Annotated in this window: 11 protein-coding genes; 6 read left to right on the top strand and 5 right to left on the bottom strand. The window is 73.2% G+C overall.

The features are described from left to right. Positions 1–121: 121 nt before the first annotated feature. Positions 122–817, bottom strand: coding sequence for a TerB family tellurite resistance protein (locus tag ACFW2G_RS15755; protein WP_384584032.1), 696 nt, complete (start codon positions 815–817; stop codon positions 122–124). Positions 818–1,253: 436 nt separating this feature from the next. Next, positions 1,254–3,023, bottom strand: a complete 1,770-nt coding sequence (gene leuA, locus ACFW2G_RS15750; protein WP_037923850.1) for a 2-isopropylmalate synthase — start codon at positions 3,021–3,023, stop codon at positions 1,254–1,256. Between the two features lie 406 nt (positions 3,024–3,429). On the opposite strand from leuA, the gene ACFW2G_RS15745 reads away from it, so the two are divergent. The 5 genes from ACFW2G_RS15745 (at position 3,430) to ACFW2G_RS15725 (ending at position 7,100) form a co-directional block, all read left to right on the top strand. Then, positions 3,430–4,503, top strand: a complete 1,074-nt coding sequence (locus ACFW2G_RS15745; RefSeq protein WP_384451093.1) for a M4 family metallopeptidase — start codon at positions 3,430–3,432, stop codon at positions 4,501–4,503. A gap of 15 nt (positions 4,504–4,518) precedes the next feature. Further along, a complete protein-coding gene (locus tag ACFW2G_RS15740) occupies positions 4,519–4,788 on the top strand; it encodes a protealysin inhibitor emfourin (RefSeq protein WP_037923846.1) in 270 nt (89 codons plus the stop codon). Between the two features lie 28 nt (positions 4,789–4,816). Next, entirely contained in the window at positions 4,817–5,632 is an 816-nt protein-coding gene (locus ACFW2G_RS15735; protein WP_384584029.1) for a GNAT family N-acetyltransferase, read from the top strand. After that, on the top strand, positions 5,629–6,306 hold the full coding sequence (locus tag ACFW2G_RS15730) for an SMI1/KNR4 family protein (RefSeq protein ID WP_384451087.1): 678 nt from the start codon (positions 5,629–5,631) through the stop codon (positions 6,304–6,306). The genes ACFW2G_RS15735 and ACFW2G_RS15730 overlap by 4 nt, the downstream gene beginning before the upstream one ends. A gap of 101 nt (positions 6,307–6,407) precedes the next feature. Further along, a complete protein-coding gene (locus ACFW2G_RS15725; RefSeq protein ID WP_384584026.1) occupies positions 6,408–7,100 on the top strand; it encodes a class I SAM-dependent methyltransferase in 693 nt (230 codons plus the stop codon). A gap of 34 nt (positions 7,101–7,134) precedes the next feature. On the opposite strand, the gene era is transcribed toward ACFW2G_RS15725, so the two are convergent. Further along, the gene (gene era / locus ACFW2G_RS15720; protein ID WP_037924391.1) at positions 7,135–8,085 is read right to left on the bottom strand and encodes a GTPase Era; all 951 of its coding nucleotides are present in this window, start codon (positions 8,083–8,085) and stop codon (positions 7,135–7,137) included. A 383-nt stretch (positions 8,086–8,468) separates the two neighbouring features. Continuing rightward, positions 8,469–9,470, bottom strand: a complete 1,002-nt coding sequence (locus ACFW2G_RS15715; RefSeq protein ID WP_384584023.1) for a GlxA family transcriptional regulator — start codon at positions 9,468–9,470, stop codon at positions 8,469–8,471. Between the two features lie 71 nt (positions 9,471–9,541). Between ACFW2G_RS15715 and ACFW2G_RS15710 the strand changes: the two genes are divergently transcribed. Next, entirely contained in the window at positions 9,542–10,843 is a 1,302-nt protein-coding gene (locus ACFW2G_RS15710) for an MFS transporter (RefSeq protein ID WP_037923839.1), read from the top strand. Positions 10,844–10,982: 139 nt separating this feature from the next. Here ACFW2G_RS15710 and ACFW2G_RS15705 read toward each other — a convergent pair whose 3' ends face one another. Beyond that, on the bottom strand, positions 10,983–11,351 hold the full coding sequence (locus ACFW2G_RS15705; RefSeq protein WP_370466535.1) for a cytidine deaminase: 369 nt from the start codon (positions 11,349–11,351) through the stop codon (positions 10,983–10,985). Between the last annotated feature and the right edge of the window lie 37 nt (positions 11,352–11,388).

Raw genomic sequence — 11,388 nt, 5'->3', positions numbered from 1 at the left:
CGGAGCTGTTGGCTCCGCTGTTCACAACGTGTTCACCAGGCGAGATTTCGCCCCTCGTGAGGCCGGATCGTTACGTCGGCCCCGGGCGTTCCGGACGGCTCCGCGGCGGTGGAGGCTCCGCTCAGGGCGCGCGCACCGCCGACAGCAGCCGCGCCACCTCGTCGGCGCCGATCCGCAGTGCCGATCCGACGGTGGCGAGCACCTCGCGCTCGGCCGGGATGTACGGGCCGTCGGCGAGGGCGATCCGGGCGCCCTGGAGCAGGATCGACTCGCGGCCCGGACCGGCCAGGTGCGGGGCGAGCGGCTCCAGTGCCTCGTGGAGCTCTATCGACAGCGCGGCCCCGCAGCACTCCGGGATGTCGTACAGCCCGAGTCGACCCTCGTCCGAGGACAGCGCCTCCACGAGGGACTCCAGCTGTTCCTCGGTGCAGTCCTGGAAGCCGGCGGCCCGTACGGCGCACACGGCGGCCTCCAGCGCGCTCCGCGAGGCCGTCCCTCCCGCCGTGAGCACCGCCAGCGCCACGGTGTGCACGGCGTCCCGCAGGAGGGCCGTGAACCGGGTGGTGGTGAGGTGGTCGAGGACCTCGGTGCCGAAGCGCTCGCGGCAGCAGTGGCACTCGACGACGGGCCCCGCCTGCCCGCGCGGCAGCAGTGGCACCCCGAGGACGGTGAACCGGCGGCGGCCGGTGCGCTTGCGGTAGTTGCGGTCCCCACCGCAGTCCGGGCAGAAGAACTCCCCGTCACCCACGGTGCTCCAGGTGGTACGGATGCCCCAGACCGTTAGCTTCCGGCCGTCCCCACCCCGAACTGGCAGCACGTCGCACCTCCGTGGTCGTCCGGCAGCATCGCCGGGTTGGCGTGATGTTAGCCACATCGGTGAGGATGCGTCAGTCGTGCGACAAGACAACATGTGCCGCGCGCGGGACTTGGCCGGTCTGCGCCCCCGGTTCCGCCCGGGGTCTGCCGCGTGGACGGGGCGTCGCCTCTGGTGACCGGCCGGCGAGCGGGACCGGCCGGGGCACCGCCGCCCCACCCGCCCGCCGCGGAGCCCGGCGGGGGCGGCCGGTATCGACGGCCCCGCGGTGGCCGCACGGCGTACGGATCCGGCCGCCGGGAGCGACGGGGTCGGCGTGGTGGGCGGTGGCGTCTGCGGTCGGGACGGCGGCCGCCCGCCCGGGTGGCCGCGGAACGGAGCCGTGGAACGGCGGAACCCCGCCCCGCCGGAAGGCGGAGCGGGGTTCACCTGCGCGTGGTCAGCGGCCCGCGCGGTTGACGGCGGAGATGACCGCCTTCAGGGAGGCGCGGGTGGTGTTGGCGTCGATGCCGATGCCCCACAGGACACGGCCGTCGATCGCGCACTCGATGTAGGAGGCGGCCACGGCCGACGCGCCCTCGCTCATGGTGTGCTCGGTGTAGTCCAGCAGGCGGGCGTCGACCCCGATGCCGGCCAGCGCGTCGAAGAAGGCCGAGATCGGGCCGTTGCCCGTGCCGTTCAGGACCGTCTCGACGCCGTCCACGACCGCCTCGACGGTCAGCGTGTCCGTGCCGTCCTTGTCGGTGGCCGTCGAGCCGGAGCGCAGCTGGATGCGGCCCCACGGGTTCTCGGAGTTCGGCAGGTACTCGTCGCAGAACACGTCCCAGATCGCCTTCGGCGTGACCTCGCCGCCCTCGGCGTCGGTCTTGGTCTGGATGATCTTCGAGAACTCGATCTGCATGCGGCGCGGCAGGTCCAGCTTGTGGTCGTTCTTCAGGACGTACGCGATGCCGCCCTTGCCGGACTGCGAGTTGACCCGGATGACCGCCTCGTAGGAGCGGCCGACGTCCTTGGGGTCGATGGGCAGGTACGGAACCGCCCACTCGAGATCGTCGACGGTGACGCCCGGGCCCTGGGCGGCCGCGTCGGCCTCCATGGCGTCGAAGCCCTTCTTGATGGCGTCCTGGTGGGAGCCGGAGAAGGCGGTGTAGACCAGGTCGCCCGCGTAGGGGTGGCGCGGGTGGACCGGCATCTGGTTGCAGTACTCGCTGGTGCGGCGGATCTCGTCGATCTGCGAAAAGTCGATCTGCGGGTCGATGCCCTGGGAGAACAGGTTCATGCCCAGCGTGATCAGGTCGACGTTGCCGGTGCGCTCGCCCTGCCCGAACAGGCAGCCCTCGATGCGGTCGGCGCCGGCCATCAGGGCCAGCTCGGCGGCCGCGACGGCGGTGCCGCGGTCGTTGTGCGGGTGCACCGAGATGCAGATGTGCTCGCGGCGGGTGAGGTGGCGGGCCATCCACTCGAAGCGGTCCGCGTGGGTGGACGGCGTCGAACGCTCCACGGTGGCGGGCAGGTTCAGGATGATCTCGCGGCCCTCGGAGGGCTGCCAGACGTCGCAGACGGCCTCACAGACCTCCAGGGCGAAGTCCAGCTCGGTGTCGGTGAAGATCTCCGGGCTGTACTGGTAGCCGAAGATGGTCTCCGGGCCCAGCAGCTTCTCGGCGTACTCCATGACCAGGCGGGTGCCGTCGACCGCGATCTGCTTGATCTGCTCCTTGGAGCCGCGGAAGACGACCCGGCGGAAGGTGGGTGCGGTCGCGTTGTACAGGTGCACGGTGGCGCGCCTGGCCCCGATCAGGGACTCCACGGTCCGCTCGATCAGGTCCTCACGGGCCTGGGTCAGTACGGAGATGGTGACGTCGTCCGGGATCGCACCCTCTTCGATGATGGAGCGCACGAACGCGAAGTCGGTCTCGCCGGAGGACGGGAAGCCGACCTCGATCTCCTTGTAGCCCATGCGCACCAGCAGGTCGAACATCTCGCGCTTGCGGGCGGGGGTCATGGGGTCGATCAGCGACTGGTTGCCGTCCCGCAGGTCGGTGGACAGCCAGCGGGGGGCCTTGGTGACACGGGCGTCGGGCCAGGTGCGGTCCGGGATGTCCACCTGTTCGTACCGGCCGTACTTGTGGATCGGCATCCCGGAGGACTTCTGGGTGTGGGTCGCGTTCGTGATGGGCGTGGGGCGGCCGACAAAAGGCTGCTGGCTCATGGTGTGGGGCTCCTCGCGTGTCCGCGGTAGTTCGCTGGGACGGCCGACGGCGGTAGTGAAAACCGCAACACCAAACTCCGCGGGGAGGGGGCCGGCCTACGACTACAGACCCTCGCCGCGGCAGCTAAGGAGAAGCAGCCCGAAACGCATGATGGGCCGAGCCTAGCCGAGCCGCGCCGTGACGCGAGGACCTGTTTCAGTATGCAAGACCCGCGCGTCCGATTTGCACCAAATGTGAGCCAAGCCTCTTCCCCTCCGACCGAGTCGGGGTGATCGCCCGAAAGCCCCCCGACCCCGCCGTGCGATGACACCAGGCACGTTTCTGCGGCGGGGCGGGGTGACACAACCGAATGAATCATGGTTGCAGCTAGTGACACCGACGTGACTCGGTGCCACATTGCCGGGCATGGACGCCTCCCACGCTCACCGCCACCCCGTCTTCTGCACGGTCGTGCCGCCGTACCTCCTCGACAGGGCCGCCCTGTCCGGGGACACCCGGCGCGCCGACCTGGCCCAGCGCACCCTCGAACGCGACTCCCTGCTGCGCACCCGGCGCCAGGTCACCGCCGTGCGCGGGATCGCTGCCGCGCTCGCCGCGCCGGCGGGCGACGGCCCGCAGCGGACGATCTTCGACGCCGGGCACCGTACGCAGCTCCCCGGGACGAAGGTCCGCGAGGAGGGCGACCCGCCGGGCAAGGACGCCACCGTCAACCGCGCCCACGCGGGGCTCGGGGCGACGTACGAACTGTTCCTGAAGGCCTTCGGGCGCCGCTCGATCGACGACTCCGGACTCCCGCTGGACGCCACCGTCCACTACGGCGAGGACTACAACAACGCCTTCTGGGACGGGCAGCGGATGGTCTTCGGTGACGGCGACGGCGACCTCTTCCTCGACTTCACCGTGTCGGTGGACGTCATCGGGCACGAGCTGACCCACGGCGTCACCCAGTACACGGCGAACCTGCGCTACCGCGGCCAGTCGGGCGCACTGAACGAGTCCATGTCGGACGTCTTCGGCTCCCTGATCAAGCAGTACTCGCTGGAGCAGGCGGCCGACGAGGCCGACTGGCTGATCGGAGCCGGACTGCTCGGCCCCAGCGTGACGGGGGTCGCGCTGCGCTCGATGAAGGCGCCCGGCACCGCGTACGACGACGACGAGCTCGGCAAGGACCCCCAGCCGGCCACCATGGACGACTACGTCAACACCCACAGCGACAACGGCGGGGTGCACATCAACTCCGGCATCCCCAACCACGCCTTCTACATCGCGGCGACCGAGCTCGGCGGCAAGGCCTGGGAGCGGGCGGGACAGATCTGGTACGACACCCTGACCGGCGGGGACCTCACCCCGAGGGCCGACTTCGCGGACTTCGCCCGCCTCTCGACGGCGGCCGCCGCCACTCGGTACGGAGACGGAGGGGCGGAGCACCAGGCGCTGCAGAAGGCGTGGTCGCTCGTGGGCGTCCCGTTCGCGGGGTAGGGGTAGACGACTCCCATGCGGATTCTGGTGGTACGGACGGGCGGCTTCGCGGGCATCGAGCGACGGGCCGAGGTGGACACCACCGGCATGCCGGACGAGGCCGAGTGGCAGGCCCTGGCCCAGCTCGCGCTGCACCCCGGCCCGCCCGGCGACCCCGCCGAGCGGGTGCGGGACGGCTTCTCGTACCGGATCACGGTGGACGGGCGGACGGTCTCCTGCGCCGAGCCGCGCCTGTCGGAGGCCCAGCGGGCACTGATCTCCCGCGTGCTGAAAGAAGGTGCCTGAGGACGGGCCTCTTTGCTTGGATGACCGGATGACCAAACCCGTGATCGACTCCACGCTGGCCGAGCTGGAACGGTACTACGACGCCGTACCCCGGGTGGGTGGCGCCCGGGCCGAGGACTTCGGGCCGCTGACCCTGTTCGTCCAGGAGGGCGAGGGCTGGCCGTACTATGCGCGGCCCGCGCTCGGCAGCAACGGAGCGACCGCCGCGGACGTGGAGCGGGTGCTCGATCGCCAGCGTGAGCTCGGCGTGCCCGAGGCCTTCGAGTGGGTCGCCGAGACCAGCCCCGCACTGCGCGCCGCTGCGGAGGAGGCGGGGCTCCGCGTCCACGCCCACCCGCTGATGGTGCTGGAGGCCGGCGAGGAGCCGCCCCCGCACCCGGAGGTGCGGCTGCTCGACGCCGGGGACCCGCTGTTGGCGGCCGCGCTGATGGTGCCGGCGCTGGCCTTCTCGGCCCCGGGGACCGCGGTGGGCGAGGCAGGTCCGGCGGAACTGGCGGCCGCGCTGGCGGACCCGCCGGTGGAGACCCGCCGGGCGAGCGTCTCGGCGAGGCTCGCGGCGGGCACCTCGGGGATGGCCGCGGCCGTGCGCGACGGCGTGGTGCTGTGCTCGGGCATGTTCAACCCGGTCGGGGACGTCGCCGAGGTCGTGGGCGTCGGCACCCTGCCGTCCGCCCGCCGCCAGGGCCTGGCCCTCGGCGTCACGGCGGCGCTCGTCGCACAGGCCCGCGCGCGGGGTGCCCGTACGGTCTTCCTCTCGGCCGGTGACGAGGACGTGGCCCGGATCTACCGCCGCGTCGGCTTCCAGCGGGTGGGCACGGCCCTGATCGCGGAGCCGTCGCCATGATGCGCCTGCTCGGCCGGCTGAGGGCGGCACTCGGAGCACCGGCGCCCGCCCCGACGGCCGGAGGGTGGCCCACGCCGGGGCCCGCGCCGGACCACCCGCCGCTGACCGAGGCCGAGGTGGCCGAGGCGGAGGCCGAACTGGGGATCCGCTTCCCGCCCGCCTACCGCGCGTACCTGACCGAGGTGAGCTCGGGCGGCCGCGTGCACCGCCTGGCCCGGGGCCCCGCCGGGTGGTGGTGGGAGGGGAACGGCGACACGCGGCGGGACCTGCTTCCCGTGCCCTTCCCGCATCCCGACTCCTACGCGGCCGAGGACGACGAGCTGTGGGCCCGGATGCCGCAGAGGGCGGACTTCCCGGACGACGCGGCCCACCAGGCCGCCCTGCGGGCCTGGGACGAGGACGAGGCCCACTACGAGTTCGAGGAGCGCAAGACGGCCGGCGCCGTCGTCCTCCAGGAGAACGGCTGCGGCTTCTCCACGCTGCTCGCGCTCACGGGGCCGCTGGCCGACACGGTGTGGTGGGACGGCCGCGCCACCTGTGACCTGATCGTGCCGCTGTCATTCGACCACCCCCGCGGCGCGCCCCCGCTGACCTTCCGGGAGTGGCGGGAGATGGGCCTGACGGACCCCTCGCGCCTGCTCGGACCCGACTGGGGCGCGCCGGCGGACTTCTGACCGCACCCGGCACCCGTTTGCTGGTTCGGCAAGAATGTTTGCCGGAGGGGGTGGGGTGGGCGCAGCATCGGGGTACCGGACCCCGAGCGGAAGAGGATCCCATGCCGCAGCACGGCCACACGCACGAGAACGACCACGGAATCGACCACGAGAGCGCGCACGAGAACGCCCCCGTCGCCGGCAGCGCGGAGTTCTGGGACGGGCGCTACAGCGAGAGCACGCGCATCTGGAGCGGCAAGCCGAACGCCCTCCTGGTCCGCGAGGCCGAGGACCTCGTTCCCGGCCGGGCGCTCGACCTCGGCTGCGGAGAGGGTGCCGACACGGTCTGGCTGGCCCGCCGCGGGTGGCGCGTCACCGCCACCGACATCTCGACGGTGGCCCTCGGTCGGGCCGCGGAGCACGCCGCCGAGGCCGGGGTCGGCGAACGCGTCGAATGGCAGCAGCACGACTTCGCGCGGTCCTTCCCCGAGGGGGAGTTCGACCTCGTCTCGGCGTGCTTCCTGCACAGCCACGGCGACTTCCCGCGTGAACGGATCCTGCGCAGGGCCGCCGCCGCCGTCGCCCCCGGCGGGACCCTCCTCGTGGTGGGCCACGCGGGAGGGCCGTCGTGGAACCCGGAGGCCCTCGCGGACATCCACTTCCCCACCCCGGAGGAAGTCCTCGCACAGCTGGAGCTGCCGGAGGGCGGCTGGGAGGTCCTGACCGCGGCGGAGCACGTCCAGCCCATGACCGACCCCGAGGGTCGTCCCGGGACCCGCCCCGACAACGCCCTCAGAATCCGGCGCGTCGTCTGAAGGCAGGGTGCCCGGGGCGTGGGCGGGCCGCCGGTCAGAAGCCGAGCTTGCGCAGCTGCTTGGGGTCCCGCTGCCAGTCCTTGGCGACCTTCACGTGCAGGTCGAGGAAGACGGGGGTCCCGAGCAGCGCCTCGATGTGCTTGCGCGACTTCATCCCGACCTCCTTCAGGCGGGAGCCCTTCGGGCCGATGATGATGCCCTTCTGGCTCGGCCGCTCGATGTAGACGTTGGCGTGGATGTCAAGGAGCGGGCGGTCCGCCGGGCGGTTCTCGCGCGGGATCATCTCCTCGACGACCACGGCAATGGAGTGCGGGAGCTCGTCCCGCACGCCCTCCAGCGCCGCCTCGCGGATCAGCTCCGCGACCATGACCATCTCGGGTTCGTCGGTGAGGTCGCCCTCCGGGTACAGCGGCGGGGACTCCGGCAGCAGCGGCGCGATCAGGTCCGCCAACAGCTGCACCTGGCTGTCGCCGACCGCCGAAACGGGGACGATCTCGGCCCACTCGAAGCCCAGCTCCTCGGCGAGCCGGTGGACGGCGATGAGCTGCTCGCCCACCACCTTCGACTCGACGAGGTCGGTCTTGGTGATGATGGCGATCTTGGGGGTCTTCTTGATCCCCGCGAGCTCCTTGGCGATGAACTTGTCGCCGGGGCCGAGCTTCTGGTCGGCCGGCAGGCAGAAGCCGATGACATCGACCTCGGCCCAGGTGGTGCGCACGACGTCGTTGAGGCGCTCGCCGAGGAGGGTGCGCGGCTTGTGCAGACCGGGCGTGTCGACGAGGACGAGCTGCGCGTCGGGGCGGTGCACGATGCCGCGGACGGTGTGCCGGGTGGTCTGCGGCCGGTTGGAGGTGATCGCGACCTTCGTGCCCACGAGTGCGTTGGTGAGGGTCGACTTCCCGGCGTTGGGACGGCCGACGAAGCAGGCGAAACCCGCACGGTGCGGGACGGTGGACTCGGGGGAACGATCGCTCATACGGGCCATTCTCCCCGATGCGACCCCCAGCGCCGACCAGGCCGGGGCGGTGACGGCGAGCACAGCCGTGAGCCGCGGGTGCGCGGCCCGGGCGGGAGGCCCTGCACGCGCGGTCCCGGCGGACCGCGCGTGCACGGTCGTCCGGGCCCCTTCCGCCACGGGCGGGCCGTCGGGCGGGGTGTACGCCGGCACGTGCGGGGTGACTTCGGCGACGCGGGCGGTTCCGGGGCCGCGCAGGTGACCGGTGCGGGGGCGCAGGGGACCGGGACCGGGGCGATCCCGCCGGGGGCGTTGACGGTGGGGGTCCCGGTCGTGGGAAGGGCGGGCGGGGGACGGCGGACAGGGGCGCCCCGGCCGGGGCGCGAGGCGTTGCGCCGCCGGGCCCCCAGCCTTCACCCGCCTCCTCCCCCGTCCCCGCCTTCTCCGGTGGCTCGGAAGGTGCGCCGGTAGGCCGTCGGGGTCACGCCCAAGGCCGCCTGCACGTGCTTGCGCAGGGACTGCGCCGTCCCGAAGCCGCTCTCCCGCGCGACCTGCTCCATCGACAGCTCCGTCCGCTCCAGCAGCCGCCGTGCCCGCTCCACCCGCCGACCGGTGATCCACTGGCCGGGGCTGACGCCCGCCTCCTCGCGGAAGCGGCGCGTGAAGGTCCGTACCGACATGGCCTCCTGCCGGGCCATGTCGGTGAGCCGGAGCGGCTCGTGCAGCCGGTCCAGCACCCAGGCCCGGGCCGCCGTGGTGGTCGCGAGCTGCGGCTCCGGCACCGGGCGGTCGACGAACTGGGCCTGCCCGCCCTCACGGTGGGGCGGTACGACGGTCCGCCGGGCGGCCTCGTTCGCGACGGCCGCTCCGTGGTCACGGCGCACGATGTGCAGGCACAGGTCGATGCCTGCGGCGACGCCCGCCGAGGTCAGCACGTCCCCGTCGTCGGTGTAGAGCACGTCGGGGTCCACCCTCACGGCGGGGAAGAGCCGCTGGAAGTGCTCGGCGGAGGCCCAGTGGGTGGTGGCCCGCCTGCCGTCGAGGAAGCCGGCGGCGGCCAGCACGTAGCCGCCCGTGCAGATCGAGACGAGCCGGGTGCCGGGCCTGATGTGCGCGAGGGCCGCGGCGAGCTCGCCGGTCAGTCTGCCCTCCTCGTGAACCGGGCCCAGCTCGTACGAGGCGGGCACGACCACTGTGTCGGCGGTGGCGAGCAGCTCGGGGCCTCGCGCGACGTGGACGGCGAAGTCGGCGTCCGTGGGCACCGGGCCGGGAGCGAGCCCACAGGTGCGGATCTCATAGAGCGGCTGTCCGGCCCTGTCCCTGGCCCGGCCGAAGATGCGGTGGGGGATGCCAAGCTCGAAGGGCAGCAGCCCCGGCAGGGCCAGGACGACCACGCGGTGCGGCGGAGCTTCCATGGCCCGATCGTATCGAAGCATGACAGTCGGGCCACTGTCGTAGGCCGCCCCGTCGGCCGGAGGCTGTCGGCGTGACCCAGACAGCCCCCACCCCCGGCACCCTCCCCGCCCCCGCCCCGCGGCGGACCGGCCGTGTGCACCGAGCCTGGTACGTCGCCTCCGTCACCTTCGTGACGATCATCGGCGCCGCCGGATTCGCCTCCCTGCCCGGACTGCTCATCGAGCCGCTGCATGAGGAGTTCGACTGGTCGCGAGGCACCATCGGCGCGGCCGTCTCGGTGAACCTGGCCCTCTACGGCATCACCGCGCCCTTCGCTGCGGCGCTGATGGACCGCTTCGGCATCCGCAGGGTCGTGGCGGTGGCCCTGACCGTCATCGCGGTCGGTGCGGCGGCCACGGTGTGGATGACCGCGCCCTGGCAGCTGGTGCTGTGCTGGGGCGTGCTGGTGGGGCTGGGCAGCGGCTCGATGGCCCTGGCGTTCGCCGCGACGGTGACCGGTCGCTGGTTCACCGCCCGGCGCGGCCTGGTCACCGGCATCCTGACCGCCGCCGGGGCCTCGGGGCAGCTGGTCTTCCTGCCGCTGCTGGCCTGGCTGGTGGACCGCCACGGCTGGCGCCCGGCGACGGTGACGGTCGCCGTGGCCGCGCTGGCCGTCGTCCCCTTCGTCTGGCTGCTGCTGCGCGACCACCCCGCGGACGTCGGGCTCGCACCGTACGGCGGCACGTACGCGCCCCGGCCCGCCCCGGCCGCGGGTGCGGCCCGGCGGGCGCTGAAGGTCCTCGCCGACGCGGCCCGGAGCGGCCCCTTCTGGCTGCTCGCGGGCACCTTCGCGATCTGCGGTGCCTCGACCAACGGACTGGTGCGGACACACTTCGTGCCGGCCGCGCACGACCACGGCATGCCGGTGACGGCGGCCGCGGGGCTGCTGGCGGTGATCGGCGTCTTCGACGTGGTCGGCACGGTCGCGTCGGGCTGGTTCACCGACCGCTTCGAGCCCCGGCGGCTGCTGGCCGTCTACTACGCCCTGCGCGGGGTGTCGCTGCTGTTCCTGCCGATCCTGCTGGCGCCGTCGGTGCGGCCGCCGCTGGTCTTCTTCATCGTCTTCTACGGTCTGGACTGGGTCGCGACGGTTCCCCCGACGATCGCCCTGTGCCGCGAGCACTACGGCGACGACGGCGCGATCGCGTTCGGCTGGGTACTGGCCTCGCACCAGATCGGTGCGGCGGTGGTGGCCTTCCTGGGCGGCCTGGTCCGCGACCTCACGGGCTCGTACGACGTGGTCTGGTACGCCTCGGGCGCGCTGTGCGCGGTGGCGGCGCTGATGGCGATGGTCATCCGCCGGCGGCCTCCCGGCGGGGCGCGCCACACGTGACGGCGGCGGTGCCGGGCCGGGCCCGGCCCCGTCGGCGGCGCGGGGCCCGGGGCGCGATCTTGGGGAACCGGGCGTCCGCCGGGCAGGGCGGGCCCGGATCGGACCCGCGCCCCACCCGTCGGCGAGGCCGGACCGGCGGCTACGCCCCGGCCGGGGTGGTGGACTTCAGGGTGCCGTCGGGGGCAGCCAGGAGCACCGGGGTGCCCGGGCCGCCGAGGTCGCGGACGGCGGCGCGGTCCGCGTCGGCCGGAGCCTCCGCGGCGCTCACGACGGCGGCGGCCTCCAGCGACCGGGCCCCGCTCGCCACGGCCATCGCGACCGCGGTCTGCAGCGCGCTCAGCTTCAGGGAGTCGAGCTCCACCGTGCCCGCGACGTACGTCCGTCCCGTCTCGTCCCGCACCGCCGCCCCCTCGGGCACCCCGTTGCGGGCCCGGGCGCTGCGCGCCAGGGTGATGATCTTGCTGTCCTCGGGGTCGATCCCGGTGCTCTCCGTCATGGTCGAAAGCATAGGGAGCCCCCGCCCAGGGCGCGCAACGCCCCCGCCG

Origin of the sequence: Streptomyces sp. NPDC058880 (assembly GCF_042742535.1) — a bacterium.
GTDB lineage: Bacteria > Actinomycetota > Actinomycetes > Streptomycetales > Streptomycetaceae > Streptomyces.
Note: the sequence above shows the minus strand (reverse complement) of the source record. Positions and strands in the feature narration are given on the sequence as shown.

Bases quoted from the DNA above. Each gene is read 5' to 3' on its own strand.
- leuA (WP_037923850.1), bottom strand. From the start codon at position 3,023: ATGAGCCAGCAGCCTTTTGTCGGCCGCCCCACGCCCATCACGAACGCG.
- ACFW2G_RS15745 (WP_384451093.1), top strand. From the start codon at position 3,430: ATGGACGCCTCCCACGCTCACCGCCACCCCGTCTTCTGCACGGTCGTG.
- ACFW2G_RS15740 (WP_037923846.1), top strand. From the start codon at position 4,519: ATGCGGATTCTGGTGGTACGGACGGGCGGCTTCGCGGGCATCGAGCGA.
- ACFW2G_RS15735 (WP_384584029.1), top strand. From the start codon at position 4,817: ATGACCAAACCCGTGATCGACTCCACGCTGGCCGAGCTGGAACGGTAC.
- ACFW2G_RS15730 (WP_384451087.1), top strand. From the start codon at position 5,629: ATGATGCGCCTGCTCGGCCGGCTGAGGGCGGCACTCGGAGCACCGGCG.
- ACFW2G_RS15725 (WP_384584026.1), top strand. From the start codon at position 6,408: ATGCCGCAGCACGGCCACACGCACGAGAACGACCACGGAATCGACCAC.
- era (WP_037924391.1), bottom strand. From the start codon at position 8,085: ATGGCCCGTATGAGCGATCGTTCCCCCGAGTCCACCGTCCCGCACCGT.
- ACFW2G_RS15715 (WP_384584023.1), bottom strand. From the start codon at position 9,470: ATGGAAGCTCCGCCGCACCGCGTGGTCGTCCTGGCCCTGCCGGGGCTG.
- ACFW2G_RS15705 (WP_370466535.1), bottom strand. From the start codon at position 11,351: ATGCTTTCGACCATGACGGAGAGCACCGGGATCGACCCCGAGGACAGC.